At 65.3% G+C, this 23,325-nt stretch carries 29 protein-coding genes and 1 tRNA gene; 14 read left to right on the plus strand and 16 right to left on the minus strand.

The window, feature by feature from the left end:
* Positions 1 to 71: 71 nt before the first annotated feature.
* Complete coding sequence (locus SCD90_RS13555; RefSeq protein ID WP_319845224.1) at positions 72 to 623, minus strand: YceD family protein; 552 nt, start codon at positions 621 to 623, stop codon at positions 72 to 74.
* The gene (locus tag SCD90_RS13560) at positions 620 to 1,174 is read right to left on the minus strand and encodes a ubiquinol-cytochrome C chaperone family protein (protein WP_319845225.1); all 555 of its coding nucleotides are present in this window, start codon (positions 1,172 to 1,174) and stop codon (positions 620 to 622) included. Before SCD90_RS13560 ends, SCD90_RS13555 begins: the two co-directional genes overlap by 4 nt.
* Positions 1,175 to 1,291: 117 nt before the next feature.
* Here SCD90_RS13560 and SCD90_RS13565 point away from each other — a divergent pair, with 117 nt between their 5' ends.
* Positions 1,292 to 1,738 carry an outer membrane protein assembly factor BamE gene (locus tag SCD90_RS13565; RefSeq protein WP_319845226.1) on the plus strand — a complete coding sequence of 149 codons (447 nt, stop codon included), beginning with the start codon at positions 1,292 to 1,294 and terminating at the stop codon, positions 1,736 to 1,738.
* Between the two features lie 41 nt (positions 1,739 to 1,779).
* On the opposite strand, the gene SCD90_RS13570 is transcribed toward SCD90_RS13565, so the two are convergent.
* The 9 genes from SCD90_RS13570 to SCD90_RS13610 all read right to left on the minus strand — a co-directional run bounded on the left by SCD90_RS13570 (position 1,780) and on the right by SCD90_RS13610 (position 11,061).
* Positions 1,780 to 3,906: a sodium-translocating pyrophosphatase gene (locus SCD90_RS13570; RefSeq protein WP_319845227.1), complete on the minus strand. Its 2,127-nt coding sequence runs from the start codon at positions 3,904 to 3,906 to the stop codon at positions 1,780 to 1,782.
* Between the two features lie 163 nt (positions 3,907 to 4,069).
* Positions 4,070 to 5,074 (minus strand): thiamine-phosphate kinase, encoded by a 1,005-nt coding sequence (thiL, locus tag SCD90_RS13575; RefSeq protein ID WP_319845228.1) that lies wholly within the window; start codon positions 5,072 to 5,074, stop codon positions 4,070 to 4,072.
* Entirely contained in the window at positions 5,071 to 5,553 is a 483-nt protein-coding gene (nusB, locus tag SCD90_RS13580; RefSeq protein ID WP_319845229.1) for a transcription antitermination factor NusB, read from the minus strand. Before nusB ends, thiL begins: the two co-directional genes overlap by 4 nt.
* Position 5,554: 1 nt before the next feature.
* Entirely contained in the window at positions 5,555 to 6,049 is a 495-nt protein-coding gene (ribH, locus tag SCD90_RS13585; RefSeq protein WP_425265697.1) for a 6,7-dimethyl-8-ribityllumazine synthase, read from the minus strand.
* 30 nt (positions 6,050 to 6,079) lie between these two features.
* Complete coding sequence (locus SCD90_RS13590) at positions 6,080 to 6,691, minus strand: riboflavin synthase (RefSeq protein WP_319845231.1); 612 nt, start codon at positions 6,689 to 6,691, stop codon at positions 6,080 to 6,082.
* A 1-nt stretch (position 6,692) separates the two neighbouring features.
* Positions 6,693 to 7,763, minus strand: coding sequence for a bifunctional diaminohydroxyphosphoribosylaminopyrimidine deaminase/5-amino-6-(5-phosphoribosylamino)uracil reductase RibD (ribD, locus tag SCD90_RS13595; RefSeq protein WP_425265698.1), 1,071 nt, complete (start codon positions 7,761 to 7,763; stop codon positions 6,693 to 6,695).
* Positions 7,764 to 7,798: 35 nt separating this feature from the next.
* A complete protein-coding gene (gene nrdR, locus SCD90_RS13600) occupies positions 7,799 to 8,269 on the minus strand; it encodes a transcriptional regulator NrdR (protein WP_319845233.1) in 471 nt (156 codons plus the stop codon).
* Between the two features lie 22 nt (positions 8,270 to 8,291).
* The gene (gene glyA, locus SCD90_RS13605) at positions 8,292 to 9,596 is read right to left on the minus strand and encodes a serine hydroxymethyltransferase (RefSeq protein WP_319845331.1); all 1,305 of its coding nucleotides are present in this window, start codon (positions 9,594 to 9,596) and stop codon (positions 8,292 to 8,294) included.
* A 172-nt stretch (positions 9,597 to 9,768) separates the two neighbouring features.
* Positions 9,769 to 11,061, minus strand: a complete 1,293-nt coding sequence (locus tag SCD90_RS13610; protein ID WP_319845234.1) for a L,D-transpeptidase family protein — start codon at positions 11,059 to 11,061, stop codon at positions 9,769 to 9,771.
* Positions 11,062 to 11,313: 252 nt separating this feature from the next.
* Between SCD90_RS13610 and SCD90_RS13615 the strand changes: the two genes are divergently transcribed.
* A complete protein-coding gene (locus SCD90_RS13615) occupies positions 11,314 to 12,144 on the plus strand; it encodes a TIGR02587 family membrane protein (RefSeq protein WP_319845235.1) in 831 nt (276 codons plus the stop codon).
* Positions 12,145 to 12,153: 9 nt separating this feature from the next.
* The gene (locus SCD90_RS13620; RefSeq protein WP_319845236.1) at positions 12,154 to 12,555 is read left to right on the plus strand and encodes a hypothetical protein; all 402 of its coding nucleotides are present in this window, start codon (positions 12,154 to 12,156) and stop codon (positions 12,553 to 12,555) included.
* A gap of 3 nt (positions 12,556 to 12,558) precedes the next feature.
* Here the strand turns inward: SCD90_RS13620 and ldtR are convergent, their stop codons facing one another.
* Entirely contained in the window at positions 12,559 to 13,074 is a 516-nt protein-coding gene (gene ldtR / locus SCD90_RS13625) for a transcriptional regulator LdtR (RefSeq protein WP_319845237.1), read from the minus strand.
* 178 nt (positions 13,075 to 13,252) lie between these two features.
* Complete coding sequence (locus tag SCD90_RS13630; protein WP_319845238.1) at positions 13,253 to 13,669, minus strand: DUF6163 family protein; 417 nt, start codon at positions 13,667 to 13,669, stop codon at positions 13,253 to 13,255.
* A gap of 167 nt (positions 13,670 to 13,836) precedes the next feature.
* Here SCD90_RS13630 and hemB point away from each other — a divergent pair, with 167 nt between their 5' ends.
* From hemB to SCD90_RS13645, 3 genes are all read left to right on the plus strand, one after another.
* Entirely contained in the window at positions 13,837 to 14,895 is a 1,059-nt protein-coding gene (gene hemB / locus SCD90_RS13635; protein ID WP_319845239.1) for a porphobilinogen synthase, read from the plus strand.
* 62 nt (positions 14,896 to 14,957) lie between these two features.
* Positions 14,958 to 16,223 carry a threonine ammonia-lyase gene (locus SCD90_RS13640; RefSeq protein ID WP_319845240.1) on the plus strand — a complete coding sequence of 422 codons (1,266 nt, stop codon included), beginning with the start codon at positions 14,958 to 14,960 and terminating at the stop codon, positions 16,221 to 16,223.
* Positions 16,223 to 16,864, plus strand: a complete 642-nt coding sequence (locus SCD90_RS13645) for a 5'-methylthioadenosine/S-adenosylhomocysteine nucleosidase (RefSeq protein WP_425265699.1) — start codon at positions 16,223 to 16,225, stop codon at positions 16,862 to 16,864. The genes SCD90_RS13640 and SCD90_RS13645 overlap by 1 nt, the downstream gene beginning before the upstream one ends.
* 46 nt (positions 16,865 to 16,910) lie before the next feature.
* Here SCD90_RS13645 and SCD90_RS13650 read toward each other — a convergent pair whose 3' ends face one another.
* Positions 16,911 to 17,177 (minus strand): hypothetical protein, encoded by a 267-nt coding sequence (locus SCD90_RS13650; RefSeq protein ID WP_319845242.1) that lies wholly within the window; start codon positions 17,175 to 17,177, stop codon positions 16,911 to 16,913.
* Positions 17,178 to 17,393: 216 nt separating this feature from the next.
* On the opposite strand from SCD90_RS13650, the gene SCD90_RS13655 reads away from it, so the two are divergent.
* Together SCD90_RS13655 and SCD90_RS13660 are read left to right on the plus strand one after the other, a co-directional pair.
* The gene (locus SCD90_RS13655; RefSeq protein ID WP_319845243.1) at positions 17,394 to 17,834 is read left to right on the plus strand and encodes an RDD family protein; all 441 of its coding nucleotides are present in this window, start codon (positions 17,394 to 17,396) and stop codon (positions 17,832 to 17,834) included.
* Positions 17,835 to 17,904: 70 nt separating this feature from the next.
* The gene (locus SCD90_RS13660; protein ID WP_319845244.1) at positions 17,905 to 18,654 is read left to right on the plus strand and encodes an arginyltransferase; all 750 of its coding nucleotides are present in this window, start codon (positions 17,905 to 17,907) and stop codon (positions 18,652 to 18,654) included.
* On the opposite strand, the gene hisN is transcribed toward SCD90_RS13660, so the two are convergent.
* Positions 18,651 to 19,442, minus strand: a complete 792-nt coding sequence (gene hisN / locus SCD90_RS13665; RefSeq protein ID WP_319845245.1) for a histidinol-phosphatase — start codon at positions 19,440 to 19,442, stop codon at positions 18,651 to 18,653. The genes SCD90_RS13660 and hisN overlap by 4 nt on opposite strands.
* 65 nt (positions 19,443 to 19,507) lie before the next feature.
* Entirely contained in the window at positions 19,508 to 20,395 is an 888-nt protein-coding gene (locus SCD90_RS13670) for an N-formylglutamate amidohydrolase (RefSeq protein ID WP_319845246.1), read from the minus strand.
* Positions 20,396 to 20,562: 167 nt separating this feature from the next.
* On the opposite strand from SCD90_RS13670, the gene cpdR reads away from it, so the two are divergent.
* The 6 genes from cpdR to SCD90_RS13700 all read left to right on the plus strand — a co-directional run bounded on the left by cpdR (position 20,563) and on the right by SCD90_RS13700 (position 23,315).
* Positions 20,563 to 20,922 (plus strand): cell cycle two-component system response regulator CpdR, encoded by a 360-nt coding sequence (cpdR, locus tag SCD90_RS13675; protein WP_319845247.1) that lies wholly within the window; start codon positions 20,563 to 20,565, stop codon positions 20,920 to 20,922.
* Between the two features lie 85 nt (positions 20,923 to 21,007).
* A tRNA-Val gene (locus SCD90_RS13680) sits at positions 21,008 to 21,082 on the plus strand.
* A gap of 208 nt (positions 21,083 to 21,290) precedes the next feature.
* Positions 21,291 to 21,788 carry a thermonuclease family protein gene (locus tag SCD90_RS13685; protein WP_319845248.1) on the plus strand — a complete coding sequence of 166 codons (498 nt, stop codon included), beginning with the start codon at positions 21,291 to 21,293 and terminating at the stop codon, positions 21,786 to 21,788.
* A 174-nt stretch (positions 21,789 to 21,962) separates the two neighbouring features.
* Positions 21,963 to 22,124, plus strand: coding sequence for a hypothetical protein (locus SCD90_RS13690; RefSeq protein WP_319845249.1), 162 nt, complete (start codon positions 21,963 to 21,965; stop codon positions 22,122 to 22,124).
* Entirely contained in the window at positions 22,124 to 22,645 is a 522-nt protein-coding gene (locus tag SCD90_RS13695; RefSeq protein WP_319845250.1) for a hypothetical protein, read from the plus strand. Before SCD90_RS13690 ends, SCD90_RS13695 begins: the two co-directional genes overlap by 1 nt.
* Positions 22,646 to 22,649: 4 nt before the next feature.
* Positions 22,650 to 23,315, plus strand: coding sequence for an SOS response-associated peptidase (locus tag SCD90_RS13700; protein ID WP_319845251.1), 666 nt, complete (start codon positions 22,650 to 22,652; stop codon positions 23,313 to 23,315).
* Positions 23,316 to 23,325 lie beyond the last annotated feature (10 nt).

Here is a 23,325-nt window from a genome sequence, read left to right on the forward strand (position 1 = left end):
CGCTCGGAAAGCAGTCTCGGCGCAGAGGGCGCGACAATAGCGTCTCGCCCCGCAGGCGCAACCCGGCTTTTTCAGCTCTGATCCCGCTTGTTCAAGAGGCTGCCCAGGCCCGCGAAAGGCCGGTGGGTCTCGACAGGCGGGGCTTCTTCTTCGGTGGATGCAGCTTCCTCCCCGCGAGCAGCCGGGCTGCGGGGGTAAGGATCCATGCCAAGGGCGAGATGCTCGGCAGCCAGCGCGCCAAGATCGACGCCGCCATTGTCCAGAACGTCGGGAGCGTCGAGATCGGCCTCATGCTCGGCGCCCGGCACCTCTTCCATCTTGGGAAGGTCGGCGGCATCGACGAGGCGGACATCGACCTCCTCCCGCACCTGGGCGGGAAATGGCTCGAGCGTCACGCCGCAAATCTGCACGATCTCGGCCTCGATCTCGCCTGTTACCCTCAGGCCGGAGCGGCCCCAGGGCTTGGCATGAAAACGGGCTTCCAGCCGCCGAACTTCGGGCAGCGCCATGTCGCGCGCCAGCGCCGCCCGCTCGGCTTCGCCCGCGCTGATGTTCATCCAGGTGCCGTTCGGCGGCACATCGCTGATCGCCAGACGGCGGCTGAAGGGGGGCATCTCATTCATAGCGCTGCGCTCTTTTGCTCCGCGAACGGTGCGGGATCAGGAAAGGAGGGACCTTCACGCACCAGCACGGTCAGGTCCTGTGCCGCGAGCACCTCTGCCGCATGGCGAACATAGCGGGCCAGCAGCGGCGCGTGTTCCGCACCTTCCTCCGGATAGATGTTGCGGCCGAGCGCTTCTGCAAGTTCACCGCCCGTGCCGGACAGCGCCTCATCATAGGCGGCTGTGCGCCCATAGAAGGCCGAGGCCATTTTCTTGATCTTCTTCGGCACCGCGAGGTCTCCGACGCCGATCTCGCGAAGTGCCCGGTCCATTTCGAGGAACATGAGGTCGAAAACCTTCTGCCCCTGCTCTCGCGCCGTCTCCGGCTCGGTCTTCAGCCGGTGGAGATACAGGAAGGCATGCAGCATCAGCATGTCGTAGCGGCCATCCAGCGTGTCCGGCACGCCATACCGCTCATAGAACGCGGGGTGCCTCGCATGCGCCATGATGCCGGAATAGATGGTCCGCACGTCGTCATCGTCGTGGGACCGGCGAAAAAGGCCGAAAATCATGGCAAGGACCGGTGAGCCGTCGAGGGGCGTTGCGCGGGAAACGATGTCGGGTTAGGCCATGGCGCCGCCATGAGCAAGTCCGGGGCTGACCCGGCGGTGCGAGAAGAGGGTTGTTTGATGTTCCAGAGTGCTCCGCGCCCGTGGCGCCCGGCCCCTGCCCTTGTGGTGCTCGGCGCGCTTGCGCTTGGTGCGTGCAGCGCCGTCTCCACCACGCAGGTGCGCGGCTACATGGTTTCGGAAACCCAGCTGGAACAGATCCCTGTCGGCTCCAGCCAGGAACAGGTGCAGATCGTCCTCGGCACGCCGTCCACCACGGCAACCATCGACGGGCAGGTGTTCTACTACATCTCCTCCACGGAGAAGCGCACCATGCGCTTCATGAAGGCCCAGACGGTGGATCGCCGGGTGCTGGCCATCTATTTCGATCGTGACCGTCGTGTCTCCCGCATCGCCAATTATGGCCTGCAGGACGGTGTGGTGTTCGACTTCATCAGCCGCAGCACGCCGACCTCCGGAGTCGAGAAGAACTTCGTGTCCCAGCTCCTGGGCCTGCTGTCCTTCTAAGAAACGAAGGGGGAGCCGCCTGAGCGGCTCCCCCTTCCCGTTCAGAGGTGCGCCAGCACCGCGAGCAGCAAGAGCGCCACGATGTTGGTGATCTTGATCATGGGGTTGATGGCCGGGCCCGCGGTGTCCTTGTAGGGGTCGCCTACGGTGTCGCCGGTCACTGCGGCCTTATGGGCATCCGAGCCCTTGCCGCCATGATGCCCGTCCTCGATGTACTTCTTGGCATTGTCCCAGGCACCGCCGCCTGCCGTCATCGAGATGGCGACGAACAGCCCCGTCACGATGACGCCCAGCAGCATGGCGCCGAGTGCCGAGAAGGCCGCTGACTTGCCCGCGATGGCCAGGATGATGAAGTAGCCGATGATCGGCGACAGCACCGGCAGCAGCGAGGGTATGATCATCTCGCGTATGGCGGCGCGGGTCAGCATGTCAACCGCCCGCCCGTAATCGGGCCGGTCCGTGCCGGCCATGATGCCGGGTTTCTCCCGGAACTGGCGGCGCACCTCCTCCACCACCGCACCTGCGGCGCGGCCCACGGCCGTCATGCCCATGGAGGCGAACAGGTAAGGCAGCATGCCGCCGAACAGCAGGCCCGCCACCACGAACGGATTCGCCAGCGAGAAGTCGAGCGTTACTCCCTGAAAGTAGGAGAACCTCTCGGCGCTGGCATTGCTGATGAAGTAGTTCAGGTCTTCCGTATAGGCGGCGAACAGCACCAGAGCGCCGAGCCCCGCCGAGCCGATCGCGTACCCCTTGGTCACGGCCTTCGTGGTGTTGCCGACCGCATCCAGCGCATCCGTCGTGTGCCGCACCTCGTCCGGCAGTCCGGCCATCTCCGCGATGCCGCCGGCATTGTCAGTGACCGGGCCGAAGGCGTCGAGCGCGACGACCATGCCGGCCAGCGCCAACATTGTGGTGACCGCGATGGCGATGCCGAACAAGCCCGCGAGGCTGTAGGTGACGATGATGCCGGCGATGATGATGAGCGCCGGCAGCGCGGTCGATTCCAGCGACACCGCGATGCCCTGGATGACATTGGTGCCGTGGCCGGTCACGGAGGACTGCGCGATGGACTTCACAGGCCGGAAGTCGGTGCCGGTGTAGTATTCCGTCACCCAGACGATGAGCCCTGTCACCACGAGCCCGGCGACGCCGCACAGGAGGAGGTCCAGCCCCGTGAAGGTCGCGCCTCGCGTGGTAGTGAGTTCAGTGCCGAAGCCCAGCAGCCCCCAGGTTACGAGCGCCACGCCCACCAGCGACATCGCAGCCGTGGCGATGAGCCCCTTGTAGAGCGCGCCCATGATGGACCCGTTTGTCCCGAGCCGGACGAAGAAGGTGCCGGCGATGGAGGTGGGAATGCAGATCGCGCAGATCGCGAGCGGGTACAGAAGGGCCGCGCCGAGTTGTTCCGTGCCGGCGAAGAAGATGGCGGCCAGCACCATGGTCGCCACAACGGTGACGGCGTAGGTCTCGAACAGATCGGCCGCCATGCCCGCGCAATCGCCGACATTGTCGCCCACATTATCGGCGATGGTCGCGGGGTTGCGCGGATCGTCCTCGGGGATACCAGCCTCGACCTTGCCCACAAGATCACCGCCGACATCTGCGCCCTTGGTAAAGATGCCGCCGCCGAGACGCGCGAAGATGGAGATCAGCGACGCGCCGAAGCCCAGCGCGACCATGGCATCGATCACCTCGCGATCGCCCGCCGCATGGCCGAGGCCGACCGTCAGCACGGCGAAGGTGCCGGCAACGGAGAGCAAAGCGAGACCCGCCACGAACATGCCGGTTACGGCACCCGAGCGGAACGCTATGTCGAGGCCTCCAGCCAGGCTGCGGCTCGCCGCTTGCGCGGTGCGCACATTGGCGCGCACGGAAACATGCATGCCGATGAAGCCGGCGGCCCCGGAGAGGATGGCCCCCACCGCGAATCCGGCCGCCACAGGCAGCGACAGCAGGAACGCCAGTGCGATGAAGATGACGACGCCGACTGCGCCGATGGTGGTGTACTGGCGCGTCAGATAGGCCTGTGCGCCTTCCTGGATGGCACCGGCGATCTCGCGCATGCGAGGCGTCCCGGCATCCGCCTTCATGATGCTGTTGATGGTCCAGACGCCGTACACAATGGACAAGGCGCTGGCGGCAATGATCCCCCAAAGTGGAAGCATGGGCTGACGTTCCTTTTTGCTGAAGGCTGGCGCCTTCATCCCCGTTCGCATTGTCGTTGCTTGTTTTTCGGCCGCGAACTGACCTTGCGTCAGACTGGCGCATGTTCGCGCGGCCCGCAATGAGGGCTGCGGCGGCGGAATTCAGCAGCAGTGTTGGGGGGTGTCAGAAGTGGCGGAAGGCCAAACGGTCCAGCACGAGCGGCTGGCCCCTGCGTTCCACGCGCACATGCCCGGAGAAGCTCGGCATGATGGTGCCCACGGCGGTGACTCGGACGCCCTGATCCAGCGCCGCCGCCTCGAACACCTCGGCGGCGTCGGCATCAATGGTGACGAGGATCTCGTAATCGTCGCCGCCGGTCAGCACCGTGTTCAGCGCGGATGGATCACTGCGCACGGCCTTTGCGGCGGCGGCCGACAGCGGCAGGCGGTCGGCATCCAGCACCGCACCGACATCGGAGGCCGAGCACATGCGGCCGAGATCGCCGGCAAGGCCGTCCGAGATGTCCATGGACGCGGAGGCGAAGTCGTTCATCAGGCCCGCGGCGCGCGTGCGCGGCTCCGGGAGGAGATAACGGTCCAGAAGATGCTCGGCTTCTCGATCCGAAAGCTGCCAGCGCGTGCGCAGGCTCTCGTCCATCCGGATCTTGAGGCCGAGCGCCGAGTCGCCGATCGTACCGGTCACGTAGATCTTCTGGCCGGGCACGGCACGGTCGCGGCGCGGCACCTGCCCCTCGGGCGCGAGTCCGAAGGCCGTAACGGAAATCCAAAGCGGACCGGGCGTGCGCACGGTGTCCCCACCGAACAGCGCAACGCCGAACTCTTCCTGGTCGGAAGCCAGGCCGTCGGCGAAGCTCTCCAGCCAATCCGGCGACCAGTCCTCCGTCAGCGCAATGGACAGCAGGTAGCCGACCGGGCGGGCGCCCTTGGCCGCAAGGTCGGAGAGGTTGACGCGCAGTGCCTTGCGGGCGATGGCGTCCGGCGGATCGTTGGGGAAGAAGTGGACGCCCGCGACCAGTGCGTCCGTGGTCAGCACAAGCTCGTGCCCTTCCGGAGGCTGGTAGGTCGCGGCGTCGTCCAGCAGCTGGGCGGCGCCGGGCGCAGTGGCAAGCGGGCGGAAGAAGCGGGCGATGAGCCCGTCTTCGTCAGGACGCCCGCCGCCGCGCGTCATTGGCCGGATCCGCCGGTGGGGCGGCTTTCCAGCTCGTCCGTTCGCAGTTCCCGGGCCAGCCGGTCGAGCACCGCATTGGTCATTCCCGCCTCGTCGCGCTCCATGAAGGCGTGGGCGACATCGACATATTCGGTGATGACGACGCGCGCCGGCACGTCGCGGCGGTTCAGCAGTTCATAGGAACCGGCGCGCAGGATCGCGCGCAGCACCGTCTCGATGCGCTTGAGGGGCCAGCCATCGCTCAGCACCCGGTCGATGTGCGGGTCGAGCCGGCGCTGCTCGCGCACCACGCCTTCCACGATGTCGCGGAAGAAGGCGGTCTCGGCCGGCTTGTACTCCTCGCCCTCGACTTCCTGTCCCAGCCAGAAACTCTCGAACTCGGCCAGGACGTCGTTCAGCGGCGTGCCTGCCATGTCCATCTGGTAGAGGGCCTGCACCGCACCAAGGCGGGAGGCGGAGCGTTTTTCTGCGCGTGCCATGTCAGGCCTCGTCCATGCTGGCTGCGAGACGGCGGCGGGTGCGGATAAGGCTGAGTGCAGCATCGGCCGCGCCTCCCCCCTTATTGCCTTCAGTGATGCGGGCACGCACCCAGGCCTGTTCCTCGTTCTCGACCGTGAGAATGCCGTTTCCGACAGGAAGGCCACGGGCGACCGAGAGGTCCATCAGCGCGCGCGAGCTCTCGCCGGCCACGATCTCGAAATGATAGGTCTCGCCCCGGATCACGCAGCCCAGCGCAACCACGCCGTCGAACGGCCGGCCGTGCGCTTCGGCTTCGGCGAGGGCGATGACGACTGCGGCCGGAATCTCCAGCGCGCCGGGAACGGTGATGGTGAGGTATTCCGCGCCCGCGCGGTCGAGCAGGCCCTGCGCGCCTGACAGGAGCTCGTCGGCGAGGTCTTCGTAGTAGCGCGCCTCGACAATGAGGATGAACGCACGTGTCGGAAGGGTCGCGGCCTCGCGGCGCGGTTCGGCAATCATCTTGATCCTCGAAACGTTCTGGCCGGATTAGCCGAGCCCGCCCGCCTCCGCAAGGCGAGCGGCGTAACGAGCCATTAGATCGATCTCCAGATTGACGTCATCGCCCGCCTTCCGGTCGCCCCATGTGGTGACCTCCAGCGTATGCGGAATGAGAAGGCAGGTGAACTGCGTGCCCTCCACATCGTTCACGGTCAGGGACGTGCCGTCGAGACAGACCGAGCCTTTCGGAGCGATGAAGCGGGCCAGTTTCGGTGGCGCGTCGAAGGTGAAGCCGGTGGCGGAGCCGAAATCATCGCGGGCGATGATGCGCGCTAGCCCGTCGACGTGCCCGGCGACGAGGTGCCCGCCAAGCTCGTCGCCCATGCGCAGGGCGCGCTCGAGGTTGAGGCGAGTGCCCTCCTCCCAGCGTGCGGCATTGGTGATCTTCAGCGTTTCAGGTGCCGCGTCGAAGGCCAGCATGCTGCCGGTATCGGACATTTCCTTTGCGGTGACGGTCAGGCAGACGCCCGAGCAGGATACGGAAGCTCCGAGATCCACGCCGGCTGCGTCATAGGGTGTGGCGATGCGCAGGCGCACGACGCTGTTGTCCGGTACTGCCGAGACGACACGGCCGATGCCGCTGACGATGCCCGTGAACATGCTAGCCTCTCTCGTAGTGGAACGCGGTATCGGAGCCGATCCGCACGCCGTGGCTGAGGCGGAGGCCAGCCTTCGGCAGAGCGTGCTCATGGCGCTCCGGCAGAGCGGCCAGTGCCCCGTCGCCGAGAACGGTTTCACTCTCGAAGATCACCGCCCGATCCACCAGATCGGCCTTCAGCAGCGCCGCCGCAAGACGCGGCCCGCCCTCAACCATCAGGCGCGTGATGCCACGCTCGTTCAGCACGGCCATGGCGGCCGGCAGCGAGATGACCTCGCCTGTGGAGTCCGAAGCCGCGATCACCTCGACACCGCGCTGCCGCAAGGCATCGGCGGCAGCCTCCGGCACACCTGCACTGGTGAGCACCAGAACCGGATGCTCTGCTGCTGTCAGAACAAGCTGCGAATCCAGCGGCAGCAACAATCCCGGGTCGAACACCACGCGCAGCGGAGAGCGCCCCTCCATGCCGGGCAGGCGACACGTCAGCGTTGGATCGTCCGCCAGCACCGTGCCGATACCCACGGCGATAGCGTCATGGCGCGCCCGCAGCATATGGACGCGACGGCGCACGGCCTCGCCCGTGATGGCGGTCTCTCGGCCCGAAAAGCCGGCCTTGTTGTCGGCTGAAACCGCAAGCTTCAGAAGAACATGCGGCCGCTGCTTCAGGATGCGCGAGATGTGCCCCGCATGCTGGCGGCGCGCTTCATCTTCCAGCAGAGCCTCAACGACTTCGATGCCGGCTGCTCGCAGGCGCGCATAGCCCTGTCCGCCCACCAGCGGGTTGGGATCGGGCATCGCGGCCACCACGCGTGCGATGCCCGCGGCGATGATGGCGTCGCAGCATGGCGGCGTCTTGCCATGATGCGAGCAGGGCTCGAGGGTCACGTAGAGCGTGGCGCCGCGCGCCAGTTCGCCGGCTTCCGCCAAGGCCAGAGGCTCGCCGTGCGGCCGTCCACCGGCCTGCGTCCAGCCGCGCCCGACCAGACGACCGTCGCGCACAACGATGGCCCCGACTGCAGGATTGGGCCAGGTCCGGCCAAGTTCGCGCGTGCCGAGACCAAAAGCCGCCGCCATGAAGCGGCGGTCCTGCTCCGTCACGTCACCGGTGCTCACGGCTTTGCCGGCGGGCCGCGATCCGCGATCTCGGCCAGGGCCGCCTCGAAGTCGCGGGCCTCGCGGAAGTCCTTGTAGACGGAGGCGAAGCGCACATAGGCGACGTCGTCCACCGCCTTCAACTCCTCCATCACGTAGCCGCCGATGACGGAGGACGGCACGTCCGATTCGCCGAAGCCTTCCATCCGCCTGACGACGCTGCTGACGATCTCGTCGATCTGCTCGGGCGAGACGGGGCGCTTGCGAACCGCGATCTCCACCGAGCGTTCCAGCTTGTTGCGGTCGAACGGGATGCGCTTGCCGGAGCGCTTGAGTACGCCCAGTTCCTTCAGCTGCACGCGCTCGAAGGTCGTGAAGCGGCGGCTGCAGTCGAGGCACACCCGGCGGCGGCGGATGGCGGTCTCATCCTCCGTCGGCCGGGAATCCTTCACCTGCGTGTTCAGGCTGTTGCAATGTGGGCAGCGCATGTCGGACCCCTGCCCTCGTCGATCAGGCGTAGATCGGGAACCGCTTCACCAGCGCCTTGGCCTTTTCCTTTACGGCGGCTTCCACGAGGCTGTCCTCTTCCGTGCCGTTCTGGGACAGCACGTTGAGCACCTCGGCGATCATGTCGCCCACTTCGCGGAACTCGGCCGTGCCGAAGCCGCGCGTGGTGCCGGCCGGCGTGCCGAGGCGGATGCCGGATGTCACCATCGGCTTCTCCGGGTCGTTCGGGATGCCGTTCTTGTTGCAGGTGATGTTGGCGCGACCGAGCGCGATCTCGGACACCTTGCCGGTCAGGCGCTTGGGACGCAGGTCGACCAGCAAGAGATGGCTGTCGGTGCCGCCGGAGACGATGTCGAAGCCGTGGCCCTTCAGGTTGTCGGACAGCGCACGGGCGTTCGCGATGACGTTCTGCTGGTAGGTCTTGAATTCGGGGCGCAGCGCCTCGCCGAACGCCACCGCCTTGGCGGCGATGACGTGCATCAGCGGCCCGCCCTGCATGCCGGGGAACACGGCCGAATTGATCTTCTTGGCAATGGCCTCGTCATTGGTCAGCACCATGCCGCCACGCGGACCGCGCAGGGTCTTGTGCGTGGTGGTGGTGACGACATGGGCATGGTCCAGCGGGTTCGGATGCTCGCCGGCCGCCACGAGACCGGCGAAATGGGCCATGTCCACGAAGAAGATTGCGCCGACATCGTCCGCGATCTTGCGGAAACGGGCGAAGTCCGGATGCCGCGAATAGGCGGAGTGCCCGGCGATGATCATCTTGGGACGATGCTCATGGGCCAGCCGCTCCACCTGATCGTAGTCGATCAGGTGGTCGTCGGGACGCACCGTATAGGGGACCGGCTTGAACCACTTGCCGGAGACGTTCACAGAGGCGCCGTGCGTCAGGTGTCCGCCAGCGGCGAGGTTGAGGCCGAGAAAGGTGTCGCCCGGCTGGAGCAGCGCGAGGAACACCGCCTGGTTGGCCTGGGAGCCGGAGTTCGGCTGCACATTGGCGAACTTGGCGTTGAACAGCTTGCAGGCCCGGTCGATCGCGACCTGCTCAACCACATCCACATACTGGCAACCGCCGTAATAACGGCGCCCGGGGTAGCCCTCGGCATATTTGTTGGTCAGCACCGACCCCTGGGCTTCCAGCACCGCCTGCGAGACGATGTTCTCGGAGGCGATCAGCTCGATCTCCTCCTGCTGGCGGTGCAGTTCCTTCTGTGTCGCGGCAAAGATTTCCGGATCTGCATCGGCAAGCGATGCGGAGAAGAAGCCGTCGAACCCGGCCGTGCCGTTCATCCCTGTCTGCGACATCATATGCTCCCTGGCGCCCAGGCGCCCCTCGCCCATGCACCCAAAATCTGGTGGGCGATTACCATATCCGGTTGATCCGCGCCAACGGCCTACTCGGTGTTGGCACTCCGGACGAGAAAAGGCCGCCGGGATTGCTGGTCCCGACGGCCTTTGAACCGAAAACTTCGGTGGCTTAGTGCGCTTGGCCGGCTGGCTGTGCGCCGTAGCTCTGATCGTAAGGCATCTGGGACATGTCGGCCGAGGCAAGCTGGCCCACGCCGTCCATATTGTAGATGTCGTCGCGGAACTGGACGATGCCCTCGGCATCGGCCCAGGCGGTGATGTAGACCCAATGCACGGGCACCGGAGCGGAGAGCTTCGCATCGATGCGCTTGCCGGAGCGGATCGCCGCGTCGACCTGCTGGCGGTCCCAACCCGGCGTCGGTCGCAGAAGCCAATCCACGAGTTCGCGCACGTTCTGCACGCGCACGCAGCCGGACGAATGGAAGCGATTGTTCTCTCCGAACAGGCCCTTGGACGGGGTGTCGTGCATGTACACGCCATCCTTGTTGGGCATGTTGAGACGGATGGACCCCATCGAGTTCAGATCGCCCGGATCCTGCGTAAAGCGGTAGCCCATCGCCTCGTTGGAATTCCAGTTCACCTGCTCGGGCTGCAACTCCTCGCCCTTCTGCGTGAAGATGCGGATCTTGTTCTTTGCGAGGTAATCCGGCTCCTGCTGCATCTTGGGGATGAGATCCTTGCGGATGATGGAGGTCGGCACCGTCCAATAGGGGTTGAAGTTGACCTCCTGGATCTTCACGGCAAGCTGCGGAGACTGGCGGTCGATCTTGCCCACGACGGCCGTGTGGCGCAGGTCCACCATGCCGCCGGACACGGCCTCGATCTGCGCCGCCGGGATGTTGACCATCACGAAGCGCTCTTCGATCTTCTTGGTCAGCGTGGCGAGGCGCGCAAGGCTGGTCTCGAGCTGGTGGCGGCGCATCGATGCCGGCACGTTCATGGCCGCGCGGCTGTCGGGGCCGACCGCGCCGTTGACGATCAGGCCGTGCCGGGCCTGGAACCGCTTGACGGCGGCGTCGACATAGGAATCGAACACCGTCGGATCGCCGGCATTGACGGGAAGATCGCCGGAGACCAGCAGGCGCTCGCGCAGGATGCGAACATCCGGGCTGCGCGTGCCGAGCTTCAGCACGGGGCCGTCGGGCATTGTCGGCCAGCCGCCGGCGGCCTCGATCTGGATGTATTGCTGAAGCCCAGCCTCGCTGGACATCGCGGTCTGCTGGCTCAGGATCGGTACGGACGTCTTGGGCATCCGGGCGGCCTGGGGCGCGCCATCGAAGCGCTGCTCCCATTCCGCGGACACGGTCTGGAGCTTCGCGTTCTGCGCCAATGCCGCATCCGCCAGCAAGACGCAGCCCATAGCCGTCAATGCGGCATATGCTGGGCGGCGAAAGTTACGCATCACAGTCTTGGTCGTAACAGGTGCCGCTGAACTCATCGCCTTTGGTCCTCGCATCCGGCTATCACCCCACCAGACCAGTGGTTTAACCATGACAGGGTTAAAGAAATGTCGGCAGGCTCCCCGGAGCGTCCGTCGACATGGGCGTGTCACACCATTGATTTGGGGCGGAACGATGGTGTCATGCATCTCCTGCGATCGATGTGCGCAGCCTGTTGCTCGCGCACATCAAGCCCGATTTCCGCGGAGGCTCTCGTGCTGACACGCACCAACCGGGAATATGCACGTGAACTGGCGCGGGGTGCCGCCGGCGCGATCCTGTTCGCGTTCCCCCTGATGATGACCATGGAAATGTGGTGGATGGGCTTCTACCTCGAACCCGTCCGTTTCCTGCTGTTCCTGCTGGTCAGCTTCGCCCTGCTCTTCGGCCTGTCCTATTTCTCCGGGTTCGGCGAGGACGAGGGCTGGCCGGACGTGATTCTCGACGCGCTTTCCGGCTTTGCCCTGGGAGCGGCCATATCCGCCTTCTTCCTGGCCGTCTTCGGCGTCATCACTCTGGAAATGCCGCTGCGCGAGATCGTCGGCAAGGTGGCGCTGGTCGCCGTCCCGTCCGCCATCGGCGCGATGTTGTCGCGCAAGCAACTTCAGTCTTCGTCAGGCAGCGGTGGGGACAAGGCGGAGACAGAGGCGAAATCATCCTATCCCGCAGAGCTGTTCCTGATGTTCGGCGGCGCGGTTTTCGTGGCCTTCAATGTGGCGCCGACCGACGAAGTGGAGCTGATCAGCCACATGATGACCTGGTGGCAGGTGCTGATGCTGGCGGCCGTCACCCTCGTGATCCAGCACGCACTGGTCTACAGCGTGGAATTCGCCGGGCAGGAAAGCTGGCCCGAGGGCCGCCGCTTCGCCTTCGTCTTCTTCGGGTTCACCGTGGCCGGCTACGGGGTCGCCCTGCTCGTCAGCCTGTACGTGACATGGACCTTCGGCCGACTCGACGGGCTTGCTTTGCACGAGGTGGCGAACATGGTCATCGTGCTCGGCTTCCCCGCAGCATTGGGCGCGGCCACCGCGCGGCTCGTCATCTAGGAACCGGACATGGCAGGCACGAAGGAAGGGCAGACGGGGAAGCCGGAAGGCGACGGCATGCCCTGGCTCGAATATGTGGCGGCCGCCACCGGCGCGGCTCTGGCCTTGTTTTTCGCAAGCGTCATCGTCGTGGAGGCGTGGACGGGCGACGACAGCAAGCCCGACATCGCGCTTCAGATGCTCTCGGTTCAGCCGGGCTCGGGGGGATTTGCCGCCGAGATCCTGGCGGCAAACCGCGGCTCGAAAACTGCCGCGGACGTCCGGGTCGAAGGCCGCGCCGGCGAGGAAACCGGCGAGACCACGTTCGATTTCGTGCCCGGCGGCAGCGAGCGCAAGGGAACGGTCGTGTTCCGGATGGACCCCGGCCCCAACGGCGTGGAGCTCAGGGTGCTGGGCTACCGGGAGCCCTAGGGATCAAAGCCGGAAGCGGATCTGGTCGGTCCAGAAGCGCTCGAGGCGGACCAGGGCCTTGTTGATGACCTGGAAATCCTGCGGGCCGATGCCGCCGACCTGCTCGATGGAGCGGACATGCTTCGCGTAGAGGGCGTCCACGATGTCGTGGATCTCCTTGCCCTTCTCGGTGAGGCTGATGCGCACCGAGCGGCGGTCCATGCGCGAGCGCTGGTGATGCAGGAAACCGGCTTCGACGAGCTTCTTCAGATTGTAGGAAACGTTCGACCCAAGATAATAGCCTCGGGTGCGCAGCTCACCTGCAGTAAGCTCGGCGTCGCCGATATTGTAGAGCAGCAACGCCTGCACGCTGTTGACGTCGGAACGACCACGGCGGTCGAACTCATCCTTGATGACGTCCAGCAGGCGGCGGTGCAGACGCTCCACCAGGGTAAGTGCCTCAAGGTAGAGAGGACGGATCTCCTCCGCCTTTACGGCACTTTCCTGCGGCTGCTGCACTGCACGGGCAAGATTGTTCATCGGTCGCCTCTTCCAAGCTGTGGTGGCGCGTTGCCATGTTTGCCACTCTTGCATTGGAAACTAGCGGTCAGGGCTAAAAATGCGCTTAAAAGCCTTGGCTAAATTTGTCTTTATTTCTTGTACTGAACAACTGGTAACCCTTCGTCCTTAACCGCTCCTTACGGACTATACTAAGGCTCTAATCATCTGAGACCTTCGAGACCTGCCAAGTAATGTAAACGTAGACTCCGACGGATATCAGCTCGAACACGAGAAGCGGCCAAAGCGTCCCGTACACCTCATTGAAAGCCGCGCAGGCAGCGATCTGGCTGACCGCCGCGAGCAGCCACAGGATTGCGCCCCATGAGGAGGTCATCCACAGGCCGACGGAGGCGATGGGATCCAGCACCGCAAAATAGATGTTGGCCGCCTGATACTCGAGGTCGGTGCCGACGCCCTCCCCGCCAGCGTCCCCCAGAAGCAGGCCCCAGTGGACAAGCCCCTTCATGAACTGGACCGCGGCCATGACACGGAAGAACAGGATGAGAGCGCGCGGCCAGTCCACCTCGCCCGCATCGTTCAGGGGTGCCGCCCTCTGGCGCAGAAACTCGATCATTCTGGCTGCTCCCGGCTGCTTGGCGGAGGATTAGGAGCCGGCGCCCCACCCGTCAACGCGCCGGTACGCCTTGCAAGCGGATGGTCGGATGTCCGCAAGGGGCCGCCCGTGCTAATAAGCGGCTCGGTGCAGAGAGTGGGCGGCGCCGGTTGAACGAGGTCAGGATCATGCACGACAATTTCGGGCGCATCCCCGCCAGCGATGCAGGAACCGAGAACGTGGACCGCCTGCGCGCGTCGACGCTCGACCTGGCGGTGCGCCCGCGCCGCAACCGCAAGACCGAATGGTCGCGGCGCCTCGTCCGCGAAAACCTCGTCACCGCCGATGACCTGATCTGGCCGCTCTTCATCATCGAGGGCGAACGCCATCGCGAGGCCGTGCCGTCCATGCCGGGCGTCGAGCGCCTCAGTGTGGACGAGGCCGTGGCGGAAGCCGAGCGTGCGGCAAGCCTCGGGGTTCCGGCCATTGCCCTGTTCCCCTTCACCGATCCCCTGCTGCGGGACGCCATTGGCTCGGAAGCCTTCAACGAAGACAATCTGGTGTGCCGAGCAGTGCGCGCCATCAAGGAGCGGGTGCCGGAAATCGGCATCATGTGCGATGTCGCGCTCGATCCCTATACCAGCCACGGCCATGACGGCCTGCTGGACGGCTCCGAGATCATGAACGACGCGAGTGTCGATGTGCTCGTCGAGCAGGCGCTGCTGCAGGCCCGCGCGGGTGCCGACATGATCGCGCCCTCCGACATGATGGACGGCCGCGTCGGCGCCATCCGCCGCGCGCTGGATGCCGAGGGCCTGAACACCGTCCAGATCGTGGCCTACAGCGCTAAATACGCGTCGGCCTTCTACGGCCCGTTCCGCGATGCGATCGGCACCAGTGCCTGCCTGATCGGCGACAAGCGCACTTATCAGATGGACCCATCCAACACGAACGAGGCGCTGCTTGAAGCACGGCTCGACCTCGAGGAAGGCGCCGACATCCTGATGGTGAAGCCCGGAATGCCTTATCTGGACGTGCTGTGGCGGCTGAAGGAAACCTTCAAGCGGCCCACTTTCGCGTATCAGGTGTCCGGTGAGTACGCGATGATCGAGGCTGCCGCCGCCAATGGCTGGATCGACCACGACCGCGCGATGATGGAGAGCCTGCTGGCCTTCAAGCGCGCCGGAGCCGATGCGGTGCTGACCTACTATGCCGCGACCGTGGCCGAACGCCTCAAGCGCGGCTGACCTCCCCTTTCACATCAAGCCAGCTGGCCCGGTCTATGCTTGGTGCCAGCCGGAGGATTCGCATGTCGCTTGCCCAGAACGGGGTCCCGCCCCTGCCCGTCAGCGTGGACGATGTACGGGCGGCCCAGGCCCAGCTCGAAGGGCAGGTGCTGAGAACGCCCACTTTGCCTGCACCGAAGCTGTCGGCGCTGACCGGAGCCGAGGTCTGGGTGAAGTACGAGAACATGCAGGTCACGAACAGCTTCAAGGACCGTGGCGCTTTCGTGCGCATGTCGCGGCTGGATGAGGCACAGCGCCGCGCCGGCGTCATCACCATGTCGGCCGGCAATCATGCGCAGGCCGTCGCCTATCACGCGCAGCGGCTCGGCATCCCGGCCACCATCGTGATGCCGGAGCAGACGCCGCAGGTGAAGGTGCGCTCCACCGAGGCGTTCGGCGCACGCGTCGTCCTCGACGGCGAGACTTTGGCCGAGTCGCAGATCCGTGCCCTGCGGATCGCCGAGGAGGAAGGGCTCAGCCTCATCCATCCCTATGATGATGTGGATGTCATCGCAGGCCAAGGCACCGTCGCGCTGGAGATGCTGGAGGACGCGCCTGACCTCGACATTCTCGTTGTGCCGATCGGCGGCGGCGGGCTGATCTCCGGCATTGCCATCGCGGCGAAGGCGCTCAAGCCGGGCATCGAGATCGTGGGCGTGGAGAGCGCGCTCTACCCCTCGATGATCAACGCCATGCAGGGCCAGCCGAAGCCGAATGGCGGCCCCACGCTGGCGGAAGGCATCGCCGTCAAGAATGTCGGTGGCCTGACTTTGCCTGTCGTGCAGGCCCTCGTGTCCGAGATCCTGCTGGTGTCGGAGCCCGATCTGGAACGCGCGGTGAATGCTTTCGCCGCGAACCAGAAGACCATGGCCGAAGGTGCTGGCGCAGCAGGCCTCGCAGCGATGCTGGCGCATCCCGACCGTTTCCGCGGCCGGAAGGTCGGCATCGTGCTGTGCGGCGGCAATATCGACGCCCGCATCCTTGCCTCCATCATGGTGCGCGAACTGGAACGCGAGCAGCGCATCGCCTCCTTCCGTCTCACCATCAACGACCAGCCGGGCGTGCTGGGCCGCATCGCGACGCGGCTGGGCGAGATGGGCGCCAACATCCTCGAAGTGGAGCACCGCCGGCTGTTCCTCAACGTGCCGGCCAAGGGCGCCACGCTCGACATAACAGTGGAGACACGCGACGGCCGGCACGCACAGCAGGTCTATGAGGCCCTGTGCAGGTTCGAGGGCATTCCGTGCCGCCGCATCGACGCCGGCGGCTCACCGCTGCAAAGCCAGTGATCCAGACCTTCGACGCGGCGGATGGCACTGTCCGGGTGCTGTTCGCAATGGCGGCACAGGCGGAGTTCGGCCCCGCTTTGCGCGCGCTGATCCAGCCGGTGATGATCGGCGTCGGGCCGGTCGAGGCGGCTGTGAACACCACGCGCGCCTTGGCCGAAAACCCGGCCGATCTCGTCATCAGCCTTGGTTCGGCGGGGTCCCGCAGCCTGCCGCAGGCCGAAATCTTCCAGGTCGCTGCGTTGAGCTACCGCGACATGGATGCGAGCCCTCTTGGCTTCGAGAAAGGGCGCACGCCTTTCCTCGACCTTCCCGCCATCGTGCCAATCCACTCTCGCCTGCCGGGTCTACCGGTGGCCAGCCTCAGCACCGGAGGCGCCATCATCAGCGGCGCGGCCTACGGGAATCTGGCGGCCGACATGGTGGACATGGAAAGCTTCGCGGTGATGCGTGCGGCGATGACCGCAGGTGCCGGGATGATCGGGCTGCGCGGCATCTCGGATGGCGCCGAGCCCGTGTCCCGCTTCTCCGACTGGACGCGCTATCTGGCGGAGATCGATGTCCGCCTGGCTTCAGTGATCGAGACCTTGCCAGATGCCTTCTCAAGGCAAAAGCGCGCTTATTGGTGCCGGCTGCCGGCATGAAAAAGGCCGCCCGATGGGCGGCCTTTCAGGCGATTGCGCGTAGCGCTCAGTTCGCGTTGCGGTCGCTGCCGCTGGTGGCCTGGCGGAAGTAGAAAGGCTCGCGGACCTGCTCCTGCCGGACCGGCGCGGCACCGACTGCCGAGGCGCGGCCCTCACGCAGGACAGGGGCGGCCTGTTCGTTGGACTGTGCGGCGTAGATGCCTTCCTGAATGCGCTGGCTGTCATGGGTCGCGCCGGCCGGCTGCTGGGCAAGTGCGGCTCCGGCCGTCAGGGCAAGGGCACCGGAGAGGATCAGGGTCTTGATGGTGTTCATGGTCTTGGCTCCCGAACGGGCGCTCCTTCGAGCGTCCTTCTAGCTGCGTTACGGGCGGCGGCGTCTCTATGGGCGTGTCGTCCTGCACCCCTATTTGTACCTTCCGCTACGCAAATGAAGGGCCCCTGATGCACTGCAGCCGTGCATTTCTGCATGGAACCACTTGGCCGTTGTGCCCGATTGGAAAGCCCCCATATCTCCATCGAGGAGACCGACATGAGCCTTGCTGCCGAACCCCTGTACGACACCCGCCGCTTCGATGGCGTGCGCCGAAAGAGGATCTTCGCCTTCCTGATGGACTTCACGGCGGTGACGCTGCTGAGCATCGGTGCGGGCGTGCTGGTGTTCTTCCTCGGCATCGTCACGCTCGGACTTGCCTGGGGCCTGTACGGCGTGATCTTCCCGATCGTCGCGGTGATCTACTCGGGCTTCGCGGTGGCAAGCTATGGCGGCACGCCGGGCATGCGCATCATGGGGCTGGTCTTCCGCACCGAAAGCGGCGAACCCGCGGGCTTCGTCACCGGCGCGGCGCATGTCGTGCTGTTCTACGTGACCGTGACGTTCCTGACGCCGCTTGTCCTGCTTGTCAGCCTGTTCAATTCCCGCAAGCGCCTGCTGCAGGATATTCTCATCGGCGCCACCGTCGAGAACGCTTGAACGCAGACGCCCCATTCCGGCTCGGTTTGGTCAGTGCTATCGTGACGAGAGGGCGTTTGCCGACCGAGCCGTGACAGAGCATCCACGCAACACACCGCAGTTCTATCTGACAGCTCCAGCGCCCTGCCCGTACATCCCGGGACAAGTCGAGCGGAAGGTGTTCACACATCTTGTGGGCGGCGGCGCGCCGGGCCTGAACGACCTTCTGAGCCAGGGCGGCTTTCGCCGCAGCCAGACCATCGCGTACCGCCCGGCCTGCGAGGGCTGCCATGCCTGCGTGTCCGTGCGCGTGCTCGTCAACGAGTTCGACTGGACACGCGGTTTCCGTCGCATCCGGGCGCACAACACCGATTTGGTTGGCGAGATGAAGGCGCCGGTCACCACGGGCGAGCAGTACAGCCTGTTCCGCAGCTATGTGGACGGGCGGCACGCCGATGGCGGCATGGCCTCGATGAGCGTGCTGGACTACTCGCAGATGGTCGAGGAGAGCCATGTTCGCAGCCGTCTCGTGGAGTATCGGCGGCGCGGCCCGGACACCGCCATCAACGGGCGCGGCACGGGCCCCCTGATCGCCGCGGCGCTGACGGACGTGCTCTCGGACGGGCTGTCGATGGTGTACTCGTTCTACGACACGACCGAGCCGCACCGCAGTCTCGGCACCTTCATCATCCTCGACCATATCGCCCGCGCGAAAGCGCTTGGTCTTCCTTACGTCTATCTGGGCTACTGGATCGGCGGCTCGCAGAAGATGAGCTACAAGAGCCGCTTCATGCCGCAGGAGCGGCTGGCGCCTGCCGGATGGGAACGCGCCGACGCCTAGGCGCCAGCGCTCCTCAGAAGGTCCATGGCTGCCGCGTGGATGCGGCGATCACCGGCCGCGATGACGCGCCCGCCGGCGGCGGCCGGACCGCCCTCCCAATCGGTGATGACTCCGCCCGCCCCTTCGATGACGGGGATAAGGGCGACGATGTCATAGGGTTTCAGCCCGACCTCGACCACAAGATCGATCTGCCCGGCGGCCAGCATGCAATAGGCATAGCAATCCCCGCCGAAGCGGGTGTGGCGCGTGCGGTCCTCCAGCGCCTCGAAGGCAACGAGGTCCCCCCCGGAGAACAAGCGGGGCGAGGTTGAGGAGAGCGTCGCATCCTCCAGCCGAGCACAGGCGCGCGTGCGCAGCTTGCGTTCGCCGTGAGGGCCCCGGCACCGCGCCGAGCCCCCATCCCCGAAGAAGCGCTCCTTCGTAAAGGGCTGGCTCATCGTGCCATAAACCGGCACGCCACCCTTCAGCAGCCCGATCAGCGTGCCCCACGTGGGCAGCCCGGTGATGAAGCCGCGTGTCCCGTCGATGGGGTCGAGCACCCAGACATATTCGGCGCTCTCGTTCTCGCTGCCGAACTCCTCGCCTACGATGCCGTGGCCTGGAAAGGTGGACTTGATGAGCTGGCGCATCGCGCTCTCGCCAGCGCGGTCGGCCGCCGTCACGGGATCGAACTTGCCGAGCCCGCCTTTGTCCTCCACGCCGATCATGGTGCGGAAGAACGGCATGACCGCCTCTCCCGCCACAGTCGCAAGACGCTCGACAAAGCCTTCGAAGTCGACGGCGGTCATCCCGATGATCCCCTATTCCAGCACCGGCGTCCTAAGACAGCATCACGACCGGCAGAAGTCGCCTGCTACTCGGCAGCCACGCGGCGACCGTCGATCTCGTGGCGCGAGAACGCGATGAGCTGCTCGGCAAAGGTCTGCAGCTTGGCCGCAAGCGCATCGAAGCCCGCAATGCGCTCGTGGCGCTTCTCGTCCATGTACAGCGCGCGATTGATCTCGATCTGCAAGGCGTGCGTGCCGGCGACCGGGCGGCCATAGAATTCGGTGATGTAGCCGCCGGCATAGGGCGCATTGCGCGACACGCTGAGGCCGAGCCCCTTCATGGTGACTTCGGCAAAGCCGGTGAGCGCCGGCGAACAGCTGGTGCCGTAGCGATCACCCAGCACGATGTCGGCGCGATGCCGCTCCTCCCGCTGCGAACCGGTCGAGGGCATGGAGTGGCAGTCGATCAGGATGACCGTTCCGAACTGCGACCGAATGCGCCCGAGGAGGCGGGCCAAAGCCTGGTGATAGGGCTGGTAGAAGGTCTCGATGCGATGAAGGGCTTCCTGCACCGGGAGCCTTCCGGCGTAGATCTCCTGCGAATCACCCACGATGCGCGCGATCGTGCCGAGCCCGCCCGCGACCCGCAGGGAGCGCGTATTGGCATAGGATGGCAGGCGGCCGTCGAACATCCGGGGATCGAGTTCGTAAGCCTCGCGGTTGAGATCCAGGAACGCGCGGGGAAACAGCGCCCGCATCAGCGGCACGCCGAGTTCCGCCGCGGGGCGGAATAGCTCATCGACGAAGGCATCTTCCGAACGCCTCAGGCTGAGAGGATCGAGACGGGTGCTCGCGAGAAAATGCGGGGGATAATGCGCACCGGAATGCGGCGAGTTCAGCACCACCGGGGCAACAAGCTCCCGGGGTTCGATGATCTCAAATGGCGAGGATGGCTCTGATGGCGGCTCGTGCATGGAACGCTGTGCTCGGAAACGCCGGATGGCCTGCCGCATTATGTGTCTGACGCGAGGATGTCACGCATCCACACGTTCTGTCCACAAGCGCGGAAGGGCTGTTTACCCCCGGCGCTGACTGTGGGAAGAAACCGCCGCGGCCCCCTGTCCCACCAGCAGCGTTTTTCATGAACAAGATCATCCTTGCCGAAGACGACAATGACATGCGCCGGTTCCTGGCCAAGGCGCTGGAAAACGCGGGCTATTCCGTGGCCTCGTTCGACAACGGGCTCTCGGCCTATGAGCGCCTGCGGGAAGAGCCGTTCGAACTGCTGCTGACCGACATCGTGATGCCGGAGATGGACGGCATCGAACTCGCCCGCCGCGCGGCCGAGTTGGACCCCGATATCCGCATCATGTTCATCACCGGATTCGCGGCCGTGGCCCTGAACCCGGACTCGAACACGCCCAAGGACGCCAAGGTTCTGTCGAAGCCTTTCCACCTGCGCGACCTCGTCAACGAGGTGCAGAAGATGCTGGCGGCCTGAAGCCGCTTGCGGAGCCCCGATCACTCCGCTATATCCGCCGCACTTCGGGCGACCCGCATTGCCTGAAGCGCCAGAAATGGAAAATGGGCGATTAGCTCAGCGGGAGAGCACTTCGTTGACATCGAAGGGGTCACTGGTTCAATCCCAGTATCGCCCACCATTTTCCTTCATGTTTGCCAGCCACTTAGCGGCTTGACGTTCCAAGCACTGGTTCGAGACGGCTGCTTCCGGAAGCATATCGGAAGCACTAGGCGGGAAGTGGCTCCGTGCGCCTGCACCTTCTCCCGCTCCCGGCGCGCTCGATGGCAAAACTACTTGTCAGCGCGAATCGTCAGCGTTGGTCTTGATCCATACCCGGAGTTCGCACGGTGACATACGCGCCCGCGATCCTTGTCGCAGCCCTGTTTTTCACCACCCCTGTCCTGTCGGCTGACATCGTAGGCCGGGCCAGTACGGTCGACGGTGACACCATCGAGATCCACGGCCAGCGCATCCGCCTCTGGGGCGTAGACGCACCGGAGGCAGGCCAGAGTTGCGCCGGCCTGCAGGACCGGAACCACGCCGTGCAGCGCTCCTGGCGCTGCGGTAAGGCCGCGGCTGATACCTTGGACGATATGCTGGCGTCGGCAAGACCGACATCATGCGAGGCAGTGGACACCGACCGCTATGGCCGCACTGTCGCCCGCTGCGCCGCGGGAGGCCGTGACGTCGCACGTATGATGGTGGAGAAAGGCCTTGCTGTGGACTACCCGCAGTACAGCAAGGGTGCCTACGCTGATGCCGAGCGTGAGGCTAAGGCTGCCAGGCGCGGCATGTGGGCCGGGACGTTCGTCATGCCTTGGGACTGGCGGAAGGGCGCTCGGTGACCCGCGAGTGGCAGATCATGCTGCTGTGCATCGGGCCACCGGAGCGGTGACCCTGCTGCTGAAGCGGGTGGCGTACCTGGTGCTGTCGTAAGGATCATGAAGGCGAACCGATGCACGTTGCCCGAAGCTAGGGCACGATGCCGCCTGTCCATAATGGACGGAGAAGACGCGAGTATGGGCACGCTGCCGACTGACACTATTCCGCTGGCCAACGCGCTTCTTGCCGTGCGGGCGGCCCTCGCGAGCGGCCAGGATCGGGACGCCATCCTCCTCGCCATAGTTGAGATCATGGAAGATCCCAGCCTAGCTGCGCGGCTAGATCGGATTGCACGCTGATGCGGATGGGCTGCGGCTGGACCTTCTTGGCGAGACTGGCGGGCTTAGCGATTGTGGCGAGCTTCGTCGCGGCGAGCATCCTCTTCATGGAGAAGCGTCAGGAGCGCGGGGATCGGCGCGGCATTCCGGAGGCATTCGTTCTCGGAGAACGGTACTGGCGTTCGGACCTGCGTTTGAGTGTCATGCAGGACTGCGGGGCTGGTGTGTTCGATCTCAATCAGAAGACGATCGACACCGTGAGACAGGGTGGTCTGGCCTATCTTGAGACGCTACCGAAAAACGTAGCTGGCCAACGCTGGATGGCCACGCCGGCCCCTAAGGATTGGATCGACAGTAGCATCAGCGAGGGCGACTGGGGATGTTTCAGAGGTCTTGATCCCAAGATCCTCGCTAGGATCAAGGCTGCTCTCGCTCACAGAGGCTCGTACTATACGGTGGCGGACGAGGGTCACCCGATCGCGAACGCCTATTTTCTCCTCGTCCTGCCGGACGAGGGGCTAGTCGTTTCCAAGGCGCAGTGATCCCATGTGCGGCCGATTCGTTCAGAAATCCCCAGCCTCGGAGATGGCGCAGGCGTTCCGCACCTCGAACCCGCTGCCTAACGTCCGTGCTCGCTTCAACGCCGCGCCCGGTCAGGAGATCGCCGTCGTGCGGCAGCATCCCGAAACGGCTGAGCTATCAATGGACCTGCTGACTTGGGGCTTGGTGCCCTACTGGGCCAAGGACCGAAAGATCGGCTGGAAGACGATCAACGCCCGGGCCGAGACGGTCGCCACCGCGCCTGCATTCCGCTCAGCCTTTGAAAAACGCCGCTGCATCGTACCTGCCGATGCCTTCTACGAGTGGACCGGTACGAAAGTAGGCTCAAAGCAGCCGCACGCTATCGCCATGAAAGACCGCCGGCTCTTCGGCTTCGCAGGGCTTTGGGAGAACTGGAAGGATCCGGCCACCGAGCAGTGGCTGCGCACCTTCACGATCATCACCACGCGAGCGAACGAGACCATCGCCAATCTGCACGAGCGCATGCCGGTGATCCTGAAGCCGGACACTTACGAGGAATGGCTGGCGCCGGATTCCGACGTGCGCGAGTTGCTGCGCCCCTACCCGGCCGACGAGATGGAGCACTGGATGGTCAGCCCGCGCGTGAACGGGTCGGCGCTGGACGACGCCGAGATGCTGAACTCGTTATAGCGTGGTAGCG

The organism is Terrihabitans rhizophilus (assembly GCF_033898525.1).
Taxonomy (GTDB): domain Bacteria; phylum Pseudomonadota; class Alphaproteobacteria; order Rhizobiales; family Methylopilaceae; genus Flaviflagellibacter; species Flaviflagellibacter rhizophilus.